Here is a 14030-nt window from a genome sequence, read left to right as displayed (position 1 = left end):
CTAGTCGAGCCCACCCGGCGCGGCGAGGCGATCGGCGAGCCGATAGGCCATGGCGGCGACCGTCAGGCTCGGCGCGTTCACCGGCGCGCTCACATGCGTCGACGGGCCGAGGATCGACAGGTTCGGATGCTCATGCGTGCGCAGATCAGGGCCGACCACCGAACTTGCCGGGTCGCGGCCCATGCGCGTCGTGCCGGCGATGATCGCATTCGACAGGTAGGGCGCGTTCCAGGTGACGTAGGTCGAGCCCATCGCATCCAGGATGCGCTGGTTCACCTTCAGCGCCTCCTCCAGGCCGCGGCGCGTGTAGTCGTCGAGCGCGAATGTGACCCGCGGCCGCGGGATGCCGGCGACGTCGCGCAGCACGGGGTCGAGTTCGACGCGGTTCTCGCGTCGCGCCAGCGTCTCGGCCGAGGCATTGAGCCGCAGGTGCCGCGAGACGCGCTGGTTGAGGGCTTCGACCAGCGCGCTGCCCTTCAGCCCCTGCGCGATGAGGTCCCGCGCGACGCGGGTCGCATCGCTGTTGCCCGACCATCCGCTGTTCATGAAGGATGTGCCGACCGCCGCGCGGTCCTTGCGGAAGGGTCCGTCGCGCAGCTGTTCGATGCCGCTGGTCTGCTGCGGGCCTCGATACGGCAGGACGGCCTCGCGCGTCAGTCCCTGGCAATCCTGGTTCGCCTGCGTCAACAGCCAACGCCCGACATTGTCGCTGCCGTTCGCCACGCCGTTGGGTGCCTGGGCCTGGCGGCTCGCGAGCAGCAGGCGGGGCGTCTCGATCGCATGGCAGCAGAGCACGTAGTGGCGCGCGGTCACACGCAGCGTCGAGCCATCCGGGCGCTTCGCCGCCAGGGCCGAAACCCGGCGCGCGGCGTCCAGTTCGATGAAGTCGACGCGCGCGCGCTCGATCAGCCGCGCGCCCGCGCCCTCCGCCTTCGCCACATGCACGGAGGCATCGTATTTCGCGCCGATCGGGCAGATCGGCACGCAGGTGTTGTTGCCGCAGCAGGCCGGGCGCCCGTCGAAGGGCACCGCGTTGCGGGCATGCGAGAAGAGCCCGGCCGTCAGCCCGAGTTGCGCCAACGCGGGCGCGAGCGCGAGATCGAGCGCGCTCGGCGGAATCGGCGGCTGGGGAAACGGTCCGCGCCTCGGCGCCCCCCAGGTGAAGCGCGGATCCCCGGACACGCCCCATTCGCGCTCGGCGCGCTCGTAATAGGGCTCGAGTTCCGCGTAGGCGATCGGCCAGTCCTCGCCCACCCCGTAGAGGGAACGCATGCGCAGGTCGTTCGGCCGCAGGCGGTCGGCGAAGCCCGTCCAGTGCCACGAGGTGCCGCCGACGAGCCTCAGATAGGCGCCGATGAACGGCATCTCCCCGCCCTGCACGTAGAAGTCCGCGTAGCGATCGTCCTCCGGAAAGGGTGCGAAGGGGTCGGGTGGGTAGGCGGATTGCGGCCCCTTGACCGGGTTGTCGAAGAAGGTCCGCGTCAGCTCGGCGCGGCTGCGCCGTTGCCCGGCCTCCAGCACGATCACCCGCAGGCCCTTGGCCGCCAGGCCGTGCGCCGCGTGGGCTCCGGCGACGCCGGACCCGACGATGGCGACGTCACAGGTTTCGTTCGCGTCGGCGGTCATGTGCGGGCCCAGTCGCCGAAGCCGCCGCTGCACAGCCCTGGGGCCTTGGCAAAGCGAAGCACCTGCCACGCGAGCGCCCAGGGGTAATGGCCGACCTGCGCACGCGGATTGGTGGCGTCGGTCTCACCTGTGTAGAGGATCACGAGCAGCCGCTGCGCCAGCGGCTCCAGAGTGTCCGGCAGAGCGGCGCCGCGGCGCCAAGCCGCCACAGCGGCGATGAGATCACCGACCGGCGCCGCTCCGAACTCCGCCACCAGCATGCGCTGCGCCATGTCCAGCACGAAGGGCGGCAGGTCGCGGCTGCCGGCGAGCGCAACGGCCGCTTCCTCGAAACCACCCAGCGGCGTCGCGCCGAGCGGCGCCGCGACCAGCAAGGGGGCGACCGCTGTTCCGCAGAGGAGGTCGCGCCGCCTCATTGCGCCCGTCGCGCGGTGAGGAACAGCAGGCCCCGGACACGCCCCGCATCCGGATCCACGTGCTGCATCGCCACGAGCAGGGTCGCGATCGGCGTCCAGACCGGCGGATACTTGTAGCGGGCGACATCGAGGATCAGGACGCTGTCGGATTCGGCGTCATAGGCCGCGACCGGGGAGATGTGCCCGTCGCCTTCCTGCCCGAGCGGGATGCGCGAATAGTTCACGATCACGCGGCTCGCCGGATCGGCCAGGGCGGCCGAGATCCTGGCGCGTAGCGCAGCGGCGTCGACTGTGTCCGCATAAACGGCCTCGGCCGCCGCGCCGAGGTTGCGCGCGAAATCGGCGAGTTGTTCGAGCGTCAGTCCGCCGGCCTGCACGGCGGCGTAGCTCTTCACCGCGAGGTTCGCCGGCGTGAACAGAGAATCCTGGGTCATCCGCCGGTGCGGAAAGAAGGCCGCGGGCGAAGGCTCGTGCAGGCCGAGCGCGTTCAGCGCGGTCGCCAGGGAGGCCGGCCCGCAGAAGGTCAGGAAGACCTCCGTCTCGAGGTTCGCCAGCAGACCGAGTGCCTGAGGCCCGCCGATGGCGCGGTGAAAGCGCGCCGCGCCATCGGGCGTGTCGAGCGCCACCAGCTGGGCGCGCAGGTGCCACGGAAACAGAAGCCCGCAGAGCAGGAGCGCAAGGGCGAGCCGGCGCGTCATCGCAGCGACCTCAGTGAGGAGAAGAAGGCGGCGAGGTCCTCGATCGTGCGGTCGTCGAGCGGCTCCGCGACACCCGTCATCACGCCGGCGGCTTCGCCCGTTCGCTGCCCGGCGCGGTAGGCGCGCAATGCCGATGCCAGGTAGGCCGCGTTCTGCCCGCCGATGATGGGATACTCCGGTGTCTCCGGCCGGCCGAAGGGGCCGTGGCATGACAGGCAGACCGCCGCCGCATCCGGGACGGCCGGCGCCTGCGCTCCCGCGTGGCGGTCGCCGAGGATGATGATGGCCAACAGCGCGGCGCATAACCGCTTCACTGGAACTGCGCCGCGCTTCGCCATGTCGGAACCGAATCTTCCGCCGATCGATGGCTGGACTCTAGGGGAGCGCCGCGCATCGCACCAGTTGCGCATCGCACGGTTCCCGGGATGGCGTCGCAGGCTCATCGCAGGGCAAACTCCATGGCGCGGGTGTTGTCGACCAGCTTGTCCGACACCTGCAGCATGATCAGGCGATGCAGGGCGAAGGCGAGCGCCGGGTCCTCGACCTCGAGGCGCGCGAGCTCCGCACGGCCGATGCGGACAGCCTCGCAGGATGTGACCGCGATCACCGACGCGGTGCGGCTGCCGCCGCGGACGAGCGCGATCTCCCCGACAAGCGTCCCGGGCGTGAGCGTGCGCAGGTGGATCGGCGTCGCGCTGCCTTCGTGCAGCACGGTCGACACCCGCCCGCTCTCGAGAAAGATCATGTGGTCAGCCGGCTGACCCTGGCGCATCAGGACCGTACCGGGCGCGAAGACGACCCGGGTGACGAAGGGCTCGAGCCGCCGCCCGGCGTCGGGCATGTCGGCGGCTGCGGCCAGATGCGCCGCGAAACTCGCCCGCTCCTCGTGCACGGACTTGCCCTGTTCCGCGAGGACGAGTTCCTCCGCCTGCTCCAGCCCTTGATCAGCGCTCGAAACGCGCGCGCAGGCGTGGAATACGTCGCGGGCCGCGAAGCGATCCATCACCACCTCGGGGACGGCGCTGAGCGCAATGACGACCCCGCGCTGCCGCGCATCGCGTTCCAGCCGGCCGAAGACGTCGATCGCGGAACTGTCGATGCCGAGAACGTGCTGGAAGTCGAGGATCAGGAAGCGGACGCCGTCGGCCGCCGCGGCGGCGAAGGCGCGCTGGACCGTCTCGGCATTGAGGAAGAACATGTAGCCCTGCAGGCGCAGCAGCAGGATCCGTCGTCCCTGCGTCTCGAGCACATGCGCCATCGCGGCCGACCGCGTCACGCTGCTGCGCATCTCGTGGCCGCGCACCGTGCTGCGGATCACCGGGACGCGGCGATAGGTCCAGGCGAAGATGAGCAGTGACAGGCCGAGACCGATGCCGATTCCGCCGAGGATTCCCACGACCACGATGGACGTCGCCACGCATAGAAGGATCACGACTTCATGGCGCGGCAGGACCCTGGCCTCGCGCCAACTGTGCAGGACCATCCATTCGAAGCCGACCGCGATCAGCAAGGCGGCGAGAACCGGCCGCGGCATCAGCTCCAGCGCATCCGCGCCGACCAGCAGGACGGTCAGCGCGACGGCGGCGGGCACCGCGGTGACCCAGCGGGCGACCAGGCCGGACCGTGCGAGCAGGGTGGTCGGGGCGAGCGCATGCCCTGACGGCAAGCCACCCAGCGCCCCTCCCGCGACGTTCGCGAATCCGGCGACCTGCATCTCGCGGTCGACGTCCATGGCGCGGCCGGTCAGGGCCTCGATGCCGGTCACCATCAGCGCGAGGGTGGTGGCGCTCAGAAGCGCCGAAGAAGCCGCATAGGGCAGCAGGCTCGTGGCGAGATCCCCGTCGAACAGATCGAACGACAGCGCCGGCGGGAGCGAGAGGATGCGCCCCGACGGAAACGGGCCGAGCAGCCAACCCGCCTGCTGGCCGTCCGCCACGCTCCGGCCAAGGGCCGCCCAGGACGCATGGAAGACGAGGATGGCAGCGGCAAGGACGGCCGGCATGACGGCGCCGTGCCGGATCCATCGCGGCAGGACGACCAGGAGCGATGCGACGCCACAGGCGACGCCCGCCTGCAGGAGGTGCTCCGGCAATGCCAGGGCGTCGAGGGATTCCAGGCGCGGCGCGATCCCGGTTGCCAGGGTGATCCCGCCCGCCGTGAACGCCACGCCGAGGCCGGCGTAGAAGCCGACCGCAACCGGGTGCGGCAGGAGCCGGACAAGGGAGCCGAGACGCGCAAACCCGACCGCGGCAAGGGCCACGCCGGTCGTCGCCGTCATGATGCCGGAGGCCAGCACCGCAGCACCTTCGCGAGCCAGCCCGGCCGGTACGCCCTTCGCCTCCAGCGCAGCATCCACGGCTTGCACCGCAGCCGCGTGCAGGACCGCCGCGCTTCCCAGGGCGGCGAAGGCGATGCCGGACCGGGCGCTGGCCAGCGCGCCGACCAGGGTCACCGTCAGGACTCCGAGCAGCGCCCCGGAGATCCCGAGTTGCAGCCCGGCAGTCGAGAACCCGGCGTACAGGAGGCCGGCATAGGCGATGGCGCTCGTGACGCTCCAGACGGACACGATGAGGGCGCCGGCGATCCCTTTGCCAACGGCGGTGGCGCGCGCTGTTCCTTCCGGTTCGGCGTCAGGCCTACCAAGCATCCTACGCCCCCCAGGCGTCCCCTCGCTTGAAAGCGTAAGCTTTGCTTGACGCGCGTTGCAACTGCACCTCAGGCACCGCAAAGGCCGTCAACCTGGAGTTCCCCGGTCCCGCCCTGGAACCCGCGGGCGGGCCGTGCGCGGCGAACGCCTCCAGCGTGGGCCGGCCTACGCAGGCGCGTGAGCCCCGAGGACTGGCCGGCGCTCTAAGCCCCGGCGGACCCCGCCATCGCATCCGTTCAGCACCGGGCGACGACGGTTGGTCGGTGCCGAACGGGCACGAGACTGCCCGCACACATCCGGCGCATGCGGCCGCCGGCCGCACCTTCACGCGGCAGGTTCTCGTGGCATAAGGCGGCGTCACAGTTACGAGCCTTCCGCGCCCCATGATCCGCCTCGACAACGTCAGCAAGCAGAACGGACGACAGATCCTCTTCGTGGAAGCCTCGGCGGCACTCCAGAAGGGGGAGAAGATCGGCCTGGTCGGCCCCAACGGTGCGGGCAAGACGACGCTCTTTCGACTGATCACCGGACAGGAAGCCGCGGATGAGGGCCAGATCCTCGTGGATCGGGGCGTCACCATCGGCTTCTTCAGCCAGGATGTCGGCGAGATGGCCGGGCGCTCCGCCGTGGCCGAGGTGCTGGACGGCGCCGGCCCCGTCAGCGCCGTGGCGGCGGAGTTGGCGGCGCTCGAGACCGCCCTGGCGGACCCGGACCGCGCCGACGAGATGGACAGCATGATCGAGCGCTTCGGCGAAGTGCAGTCCCGCTTCGAGGAACTCGGTGGCTACGCGCTGGATGGCCGTGCCCGCGAAGTGCTGGCCGGCCTGGGCTTCAGCCAGGAGATGATGGACGGCGACGTCGGCGCACTGTCCGGTGGCTGGAAGATGCGCGTGGCGCTCGCCCGCATCCTCCTCATGCGGCCCGACGTCATGCTGCTCGACGAGCCGAGCAACCACCTGGACCTCGAGAGCCTCATCTGGCTCGAGCAGTTCCTGGCGGGCTACGAGGGCGCGCTGCTCATGACCTCGCACGACCGCGAATTCATGAACCGCGTGGTCCGGAAGATCATCGAGATCGATGGCGGTGCCCTGACCACCTACTCCGGCGACTACGCTTTCTATGAGCAGCAGCGGGCGCTGAACGAAAAGCAGCAGCAGGCGCAGTTCGAGCGGCAGCAGGCCATGTTGGCGAAGGAGATCAGCTTCATCGAGCGGTTCAAGGCGCGGGCCTCCCACGCGGCCCAGGTCCAGAGCCGCGTGAAGAAGCTCGACAAGATCGAGCGCGTCGAGCCCCCGAAGCGGCGGCAGACCGTCTCCTTCGACTTCCCCGCGGCGCCGCGCTCCGGCGAGGACGTGGTGAACCTCCGCCAGGTCCACAAGCGCTATGGCACGCGCACGATCTATGCCGGGCTGGACTTCATGGTGCGACGGCGAGAGCGCTGGTGCGTGCTCGGCGTCAACGGCGCCGGGAAGTCCACCTTGCTGAAGCTGGTCGCCGGAGCCGCGCAGCCGGACGAGGGAACGGTGTCCGTGGGGGGCAGCGTCCAGATGGGCTACTTCGCGCAGCACGCGATGGAATTGCTGGACGGAGACCTCACCGTGCTGCAGGCGCTGGAGAGCGCCTTCCCGCAGGCCGGGCAGGGATCGCTGCGCACGCTGGCGGGCTGCTTCGGCTTCTCCGGCGATGATGTCGAGAAGCGCTGCCGCGTGCTGTCCGGCGGGGAGAAGGCGCGGCTGGTGATGGCGCGGATGCTCTACGATCCGCCGAACTTCCTCGTGCTCGACGAACCCACGAACCACCTGGACATGGCGACGAAGGAGATGCTGGTCGCGGCGCTGGCGCAGTACGAGGGCACGATGCTCTTCGTCTCGCACGACAGGCACTTCCTGGCGGCCCTGTCCAATCGCGTCCTGGAACTGACGCCGGACGGCGTGCACCGATATGACGGTGGCTACACCGAATACGTCGCGCGAACGGGTCAGGAGGCACCAGGTCTCCACGCCTGACAGCGTTGCGCGCGACGAAACCGCGCCCTCCGCGCGCAGCGCCGGCGTCTGATCGGCCGCTTGCCGGCGCACCCGGACGCCGCGTGGCCGACGTGTCAGCGTCGGCGGGGCGGCCTTCGGCGTGTCCGCCCTGCCCGCCGGTTCGACAGAAGGGGCATTCGGGAGAAGGCCCCTAACTCCGCCCGTTACCCGAGCCGCGCCAGCGCCCGCACCGCCACCGTCGCGGCCGCCAGGTCCCGGGCTGCCGCCGCCTCCCGCGCCAACGCTGCAGCCTCCGTCGCGTCCGGCAGTCCGCCGGCAAGCCGCCGCGCCGCCAGCCGTGCCTGCGCGCTGCCCAGATCGTCGAACAGGGCTGCGCGGGCCCGCGGCCCGAAGGCGCCGGGCGCCGGCGCTGCCGCGATCCCGGCGCGAAGCGCGTCGATGGCGAAGGCCTCGCCGACCGCGTTCCAGGCATCGGCTGCCGCAGCCGCGCCGACGCCTGTCGCCCCGGCGAGGCGCACCACGGCCGGCGCCGCCGCCAGGCGCGGCGCCGCAGCGGCAAGCACTGCCGCCGTTTCCGGAAGCCCTGGCAGGGGCGTGACGTCGTCGGCCGCCGCAGCCGCGAGCGCCGCGATGCCCGGCCGCAACTCCGCCAGCGCCGCCTCCAGCGGCTGCGCCGGGGCGCCGAGCAGGTCATGCGCCGCCGCCTCCTGCAGGCGCCGCAACGCCAGCAGCGCGGGCAGTCGCGTGTCGGCCGGTGCCGCAGCATCATCGATGACGTCGCACGCTGCTTCCAGCCCGAAGGCCTCGCTGGCCAGCAGCGCCGCCCGGCAGGCCGCGACGGGATCCGCCCCGGTCGTCAGCCGCCCGATCGCCGCGCAGCCGAGCCGGTTCGCGACGGCATTGGTGACGATCGTCGCGACGAGTTCCCGCCGCAGCCGGTGCCGCTCGATGTAGCGCCCGTAGCGCTCCTGCAGCGGCCGCGGGAAATACGCGACCAGCGCAGGCAGCAGCGCCGGGTCGTCCGGCAGGTCGGAATCCCCCAGCGCATCGGTCAGCCACAGCTTGGCGAAGGGCAGCAGCGCCGCGATCTCGGGCCGCGTCAGCGCATCGCCCGCGGCGATGCGCCGCGCCATCACGGCCACATCCGGCAGACCGGCGACGGCGCGGTCCAGCAGCCCCGCCGCCTCGAGCCGTTCCATCAGCGTGCCCTGCGCGGCGAGGTCGTCCGCCCCGCCCATCGATTCCAGCGTGACCGCCAGCGATTGCTGGTCGTTGTCGCGCAGCACCAGGCCCGCGACCTCGTCCGTCATCTCGCGCAGCAGCTCGTCGCGCGCGCGGCGGGTCAGCACGCCCTCGCCTTCGGCATCGGCGAGCAGGATCTTGATGTTCACCTCGTGGTCCGAGGTCGAGACGCCGGCCGAATTGTCCAGCGCATCGGTGTTGATCCGGATGCCCTGGCGCGCCGCCTCGATGCGCCCGGCCTGGGTGACGCCGAGATTGGCGCCCTCCCCCACCACCTTCACGCGCAACTCGCGGCCATCGACGCGGATGCTGTCGTTGGCGCGATCGCCGGCATCGGCCTGGGTCTCGTTCGTCGCCTTCACATAGGTGCCGATGCCGCCGAAATAGAGCAAGTCCGCCGGCATGCGCAGGATCGCCTGCATGATCGCCGCCGGCTCGACGCGTTCGGCCTCGATGCCGAGCATCGCGCGGGCCTGTGGCGACAGCGGCAGCGACTTGGCGTTGCGCGGGAAGACGCCGCCGCCCTCGCTGATCAGCCGCGCCTCATAGTCGGCCCAGGAGGAGCGCGGCAGGCGGAACAGCCGCTCGCGCTCGGTGTAGGAGACCTCGGGGTCCGGATCGGGATCGAGAAAGATGTGGCGATGGTCGAAGGCCGCGCGCAGCCTGGTCTTGCGCGAGACCAGCAGCCCGTTGCCGAAGACGTCGCCCGACATGTCGCCGACGCCGACCATGTCGAAGGGCGCGTCCTGCACCGACCTGCCGAGCACTTCCTGGAAATGCCGGTCGATCATCACCCAGGCACCGCGCGCGGTGATGCCCATGCCCTTGTGGTCGTAGCCGGCCGACCCGCCCGAGGCGAAGGCATCGCCCAGCCAGAAGCCATACTCCGCCGACAGCCCGTTGGCGATGTCGGAGAAGGTCGCGGTGCCCTTGTCGGCGGCCGCGACGATGTAGGGATCGTCGCCGTCGCGCCGCACGATGCCCGGCGGCGTGATCACCTCGACGCCGCTGTAGTTGTCCGCGAGGTCGAGCATGCCACGCACCAGCAGCCGGTAGCAGGCGATGCCCTCGGCCTGGAACGCCTCGCGATCGGCCATGGCGGGCGGCTGCTTCAGCACGAAGCCGCCTTTCGCCCCGGTCGGCACGATGATGACGTTCTTCAGCACCTGGGCCTTCATCAGGCCGAGGATCTCGGTGCGGAAATCCTCCCGCCGGTCGGACCACCGGATGCCGCCGCGCGCGACCGGACCGCCGCGCAGGTGGCAGCCTTCCATGCGCGGCGAATGGACGAAGATCTCCCGCCAGGGGCGCGGGGCCGGCATCTCGCCCGCCCGCGCGCTGTCCAGCTTGAAGGCGAGATATTCCTTCCCCTGGAAGTAGTTGGTCCGGAGCATGGCATCGAGCAGCGTGCGCAGCCGCGACAGGATGCGGTCCTCGTCGGGGTTGGCCACCGCGTCGAGCAACGCCGTCCAGCGCGCGAGCAACCCCTCCTCCGTCCGCGACCCACCCGGTTCGAAGCGCGCCCGGAAGATCGCGACGAGCAGCGCCGCGGCTTCGGGATGCGCCGCGAGCGCCGCTTCCACGCTCGCCTGCGCGAAGGGGAAGCCGACCTGCTTCAGCCAGCGGAACATCGCCCGCAGCAGCCAGGATTCGCGCCACGAAATGCCCGCACGCAGCACCAGGCGGTTGAAGCCGTCCGCTTCCGCCCGCCCGTCCAGCAGCGCGCCCAGCGCCTCGAGCACCGCCTCGAAGCGGTCCTCGGGTGCCTCCACCCCGGCCTCGAGCCGATAGACGTGCAGCACCACCTCCGGCCCGCCGGCCGGGCGCAGGTGATGCGGCTGTTCCTCGATGGCCCGCAGGTCGAGGCTCTCGAACAGCGGCAGCGCATCCGCGAGCGCGAGCGGCCCGCCCGGATTGGCCAGGCGCAGCGTGAGCACCCGCGGTCCGTCTCCCGGTGCGCGCACCAGCTCCGCCCGCGCGCCGCCGGCGGCGATGGAGCGTTCGGCCAGGCCGATGTCCGCCACGGCCTGGGCGGCCGTCGCGGATTCCAGATAGGCGGGGGCGAAGGCGTCGCGCCAGCGCGCCAGGGTCGCCGGCGCCTCGGCCTCGCCTTGCGCGGCCGCCAGCGCCTCGGCCAGCCGGTCGCCGAAGCCGCGCGCCGCCTGCGCCACCGCGGCCTCGAGCACCGGCACGTCCACCACGGGCACCTGCCCCGGACGCGTCGCGATGATGTAGTGCACGCGCGCCAGCGGCGCGTCGCCGAGCGCGATGTAGAAGGCCGAGAGACGACCGCCATAGGCGCGCGCGATCATCTGGCCGATGCGCTCGCGCAGCTTGGTGTCGAAGGTGTCGCGCGGCAGCCAGGCGATGGCCGAGACGAAGCGCTCGAAGGGATCGTGGCGTACCGCGAGCGCGGCACGCGGGCGGATGCTGAGGTCGAGCGCCCGCCGCGCGCCGGCGAGGATCGCCGCCTCCGGCGCCTGGAACAGCTCGTCGCGCGGCCAGGTGTCGAGGATGTTGCGCATCGCCCGGCCGTCATGGCTGCCCGGCTCGACGCCCGCCATTTCGAGGATGCGCTCGCACTTCATCCGCAGCAGCGGGATGGAGCGCGGATTGCGGTTGTAGGCCGCGGCGGCGAACAGGCCGAGGAAGATCCGCCCGCCGACGACACGCCCTTCCGCGTCGAAAATGCGTGTCGCGATGGCATCGGCGTGCTGCGGCCGATGCACCGTCGCCCGCATGTTCGCCTTGGCGACGGTCAGGGGCGTCGGGTCGGACAGCGCGGCGCGGACCGCCGGCGGCAGGGCCGACAGGTCGCGCAGCACGTCGAAGACCGGCACCGCAGGGTTGGACAGCAGGCCCAGATTCTCGGCCTCGTCGATCGCGATCGAGCCATCCGGCCGCACTTCCAGCCGGCGGTGGCCGAGCAGGACGAAATTGTCCTCGCTCAGCCACTGCACGAAGGCGGCGGCTTCCTCGGCCTCGGGGCCGCCGGGCGCGGCCACCTCGGCCGCGGCCCCGCGCAGTCGCGCCAGCATCGCCGGGAAGGCGGAGGTCGCGACGCGCACGTCCCGCAACGCGTTGGACAGCGCGGTCTCGAGCGTCTCCAGCGTATCGCCCGCGCCGGCCGGCATGCCGGACAGCACCGGACCCGCGGCGCCGAGCGTCACGCGCATCATGCTCTCCCGCGTCGGGGCGGCCGGGTCGAGCGTCTCGAGCCGCCCCGCCCCATCGCGCCGCACCCCGAGCACGGGGTGCAGCAGCGAGGTCACCGCGCGGCCGTGCAGCGCGAGCGCGGCGAGCACCGAATCGACCAGGAAGGGCATGTCGTCCGTGACGATCTCGGCGACCGGACGCGGCCCGGTACGCGGGCCGGGCGGCAGCACCCGGACCTTGGCCGTGCGGGGGGCGCGCTCGGCCGCGAAGGAGAACAGGCTGGCCGCGGCGGCCGCGATGGCCTCGGGCGGCTCGGTCGCGAGTTCGGCGGTGGGCACCCCGGCATGGAGCAGGCGCAGCAGCACGGCGGCGTCGCCCGGCAGGTTCGGGGCGAGCCGGGCCAGGGCTTCCTCCGCCACCCGCAGGATTTCCCCGCGCGCCGTGTCTGGCAGGGCGGCCGTATCGTCCGGCATGTTGGGTCTCCGTGTTCCTCCGGGTGGCGCAGGGTGCGCCGGGCGGGGCGGGTCCGTCCACCATTCCCCTGCCGCGCGGCGCGGCGAGAGGCTAGAAAGGCGGCATGAGCATCACCTTCGAAACCCTGCTCGCGCCCATCACGCCCGAGCAGTTCATGGCCGAGTACTACGACCGCCAGCCGCTCCATATCCCGGGCGCGGCGGACAAGTTCGCGCAGGTGCTCGACTGGGCGGCGATCAATCGCCTGCTCGACATGACGCATATCTGGACCGAGACGAGCTTCCGCCTCGTGATGGACAGCGTGCCGGTGCCGCCCGCCCAGTACAGCGTGAAGGCGACCTCGCGCGATGGCGCACAGGTGCTCCAGCCCGTCGCGGCGAAGGTGCTGGACTGGGTCAGGCGCGGCGCCTCGGTGGTGATGAACGACGTGGACAGCCTGACGCCCGGCCTCGCGGCCGTCTCCGCGGCGCTGGAAGGCGCGGGGCTGGGGAAGGCGCAGGGCAACGTCTACATCTCCTGGCAGTCGCACAAGGCCTTCCACGCCCATTACGACACCCACGACGTCTGGGCGGTGCAGGTGGAAGGGGAGAAGGCCTGGAACATCTGGGAAGGGCGCGCCGAGTGGCCGATCGCCCACCCGCTGTTCCGCGGCCAGAAGCAGGAGCATCACGAGCAGGCCAAGGGCGCGCTGCGCCAGCGCCTGGTGATCAAGAAGGGCGACATCCTCTACCTGCCGCGCGGCTGGTACCATGACGCGCTGGCCGAGGCGCCGAACTCCGTCCACGTCGCCTACGGTGTGCACGCCCCGCTCGGCCTCGACTTCGCGAACATCCTCGCCGAGCGCGCGCTGCACGACCCCGAATTCCGCAAGCCGCTGCCGCGCCAGGACGGCAGCCCGGCGGCGAAGTACGCGCTGACCCAGCGCGCTGCGTTGCTCGGCCAGAAGCTGGCGGAATTCGCACGCGAACCGAGGGTGATGGAGATCCTCGAGGGCTATGTGCGCGACTACCGTTTCCAGCGGGGCGGCTACGACCTGCTCGCCGCCCGCGGCGAGACGACACCGGCCCCGACAGCGGCGCCGAGCGCCCCCGCTCCGGCCGCGCCCGCCGGCCCGTCCCTGCGCGTGGTCGGGGAGGCCCGCCCCGTGCGGCGCGGCAACGAGTTCGGCCTGAAGACCGGGACCGGCGTCATCGCGATGTCCTACGGCGAGGTCGAGGCTTCGGCCTGGATCCTCGCCCGGCCCAGCGTGTCGGAGGCCGAGCTGCGCGCCGCCTATCCCGCGCTCGACGCGGCGGCGCTGATCGGTCGGCTGCGGGATGCGGGGGTGCTCGCCGCATGATCCACCTCGCGGCGCTGCTGCCGCTGCTGCTGTTCGCCCTTCCGGCCACGGCGCAGGTCCGTCCCTTCTCCTGCGTCGGCGCCGAGCAGGTGGAGGACGACGTCTTCTCCGTGCCCTTCGCGCGGGGTTCGGCGCGGGTCACCGACGCGGCGCGGACCGCCCTCGCCTCGGCCGAGGAAGCGCTGCGCGCCAACCCGGATCGCGTCGCCTGCGTGCTGGGCCATTCGGGGCAGGAAGGCGGGGCGAGCACCTCGATCCGCTTGGCCGCCGAGCGCGCCCGCGCGGTCGCCGAGGCCTTGTCCACCCGCGGCATCGAGCGCGACCGCCTGCGCGCCGAGGCCCGCAGCGCCCAGTTCAGCCCCCGTGTCCGCGCCGCCGAACCGCCGGCCCGCACCGTCACGATCGTGGTCCTGCCTGCCCCCTGAGGCACAGCATCTACTGTGG

9 protein-coding genes are annotated in these 14030 nt (G+C 71.8%); 3 read left to right on the top strand and 6 right to left on the bottom strand.

Features of this window, described 5'->3' with window-relative positions:
* The 5 genes from GWK16_RS21555 to GWK16_RS21535 all read right to left on the bottom strand — a co-directional run bounded on the left by GWK16_RS21555 (window position 1) and on the right by GWK16_RS21535 (window position 5387).
* Entirely contained in the window at window positions 1-1626 is a 1626-nt protein-coding gene (locus tag GWK16_RS21555) for a GMC oxidoreductase (RefSeq protein WP_170056044.1), read from the bottom strand.
* Window positions 1623-2000, bottom strand: coding sequence for a hypothetical protein (locus tag GWK16_RS21550; RefSeq protein ID WP_170056043.1), 378 nt, complete (start codon window positions 1998-2000; stop codon window positions 1623-1625). Before GWK16_RS21550 ends, GWK16_RS21555 begins: the two co-directional genes overlap by 4 nt.
* Window positions 2001-2038: 38 nt before the next feature.
* Window positions 2039-2740: a phytochelatin synthase family protein gene (locus GWK16_RS21545; protein WP_170056042.1), complete on the bottom strand. Its 702-nt coding sequence runs from the start codon at window positions 2738-2740 to the stop codon at window positions 2039-2041.
* Window positions 2737-3030: a c-type cytochrome gene (locus tag GWK16_RS21540; protein ID WP_170056041.1), complete on the bottom strand. Its 294-nt coding sequence runs from the start codon at window positions 3028-3030 to the stop codon at window positions 2737-2739. Before GWK16_RS21540 ends, GWK16_RS21545 begins: the two co-directional genes overlap by 4 nt.
* A 149-nt stretch (window positions 3031-3179) precedes the next feature.
* Window positions 3180-5387, bottom strand: coding sequence for an SLC26A/SulP transporter family protein (locus tag GWK16_RS21535; protein WP_248291545.1), 2208 nt, complete (start codon window positions 5385-5387; stop codon window positions 3180-3182).
* Between the two features lie 383 nt (window positions 5388-5770).
* Here GWK16_RS21535 and GWK16_RS21530 point away from each other — a divergent pair, with 383 nt between their 5' ends.
* On the top strand, window positions 5771-7393 hold the full coding sequence (locus GWK16_RS21530) for an ABC-F family ATP-binding cassette domain-containing protein (RefSeq protein ID WP_170056039.1): 1623 nt from the start codon (window positions 5771-5773) through the stop codon (window positions 7391-7393).
* A gap of 185 nt (window positions 7394-7578) precedes the next feature.
* On the opposite strand, the gene GWK16_RS21525 is transcribed toward GWK16_RS21530, so the two are convergent.
* A complete protein-coding gene (locus GWK16_RS21525) occupies window positions 7579-12246 on the bottom strand; it encodes an NAD-glutamate dehydrogenase (RefSeq protein ID WP_170056038.1) in 4668 nt (1555 codons plus the stop codon).
* Between the two features lie 104 nt (window positions 12247-12350).
* On the opposite strand from GWK16_RS21525, the gene GWK16_RS21520 reads away from it, so the two are divergent.
* Window positions 12351-13586 (top strand): cupin domain-containing protein, encoded by a 1236-nt coding sequence (locus GWK16_RS21520; protein WP_170056037.1) that lies wholly within the window; start codon window positions 12351-12353, stop codon window positions 13584-13586.
* Window positions 13583-14011, top strand: a complete 429-nt coding sequence (locus GWK16_RS21515; RefSeq protein WP_170056036.1) for an OmpA family protein — start codon at window positions 13583-13585, stop codon at window positions 14009-14011. The genes GWK16_RS21520 and GWK16_RS21515 overlap by 4 nt, the downstream gene beginning before the upstream one ends.
* The last annotated feature ends 19 nt before the right edge of the window (window positions 14012-14030 follow it).

The sequence above is a fragment of the Neoroseomonas marina genome, assembly GCF_012927745.1.
Lineage (GTDB): Bacteria > Pseudomonadota > Alphaproteobacteria > Acetobacterales > Acetobacteraceae > Neoroseomonas > Neoroseomonas marina.
Note: the sequence above shows the minus strand (reverse complement) of the source record. Positions and strands in the feature narration are given on the sequence as shown.

Coding starts and splice junctions, on each gene's coding strand:
- GWK16_RS21520 (WP_170056037.1), top strand. CDS start 12,351: ATGAGCATCACCTTCGAAACCCTGCTCGCGCCCATCACGCCCGAGCAG.
- GWK16_RS21545 (WP_170056042.1), bottom strand. CDS start 2,740: ATGACGCGCCGGCTCGCCCTTGCGCTCCTGCTCTGCGGGCTTCTGTTT.
- GWK16_RS21515 (WP_170056036.1), top strand. CDS start 13,583: ATGATCCACCTCGCGGCGCTGCTGCCGCTGCTGCTGTTCGCCCTTCCG.
- GWK16_RS21530 (WP_170056039.1), top strand. CDS start 5,771: ATGATCCGCCTCGACAACGTCAGCAAGCAGAACGGACGACAGATCCTC.
- GWK16_RS21535 (WP_248291545.1), bottom strand. CDS start 5,387: ATGCTTGGTAGGCCTGACGCCGAACCGGAAGGAACAGCGCGCGCCACC.
- GWK16_RS21525 (WP_170056038.1), bottom strand. CDS start 12,246: ATGCCGGACGATACGGCCGCCCTGCCAGACACGGCGCGCGGGGAAATC.
- GWK16_RS21555 (WP_170056044.1), bottom strand. CDS start 1,626: ATGACCGCCGACGCGAACGAAACCTGTGACGTCGCCATCGTCGGGTCC.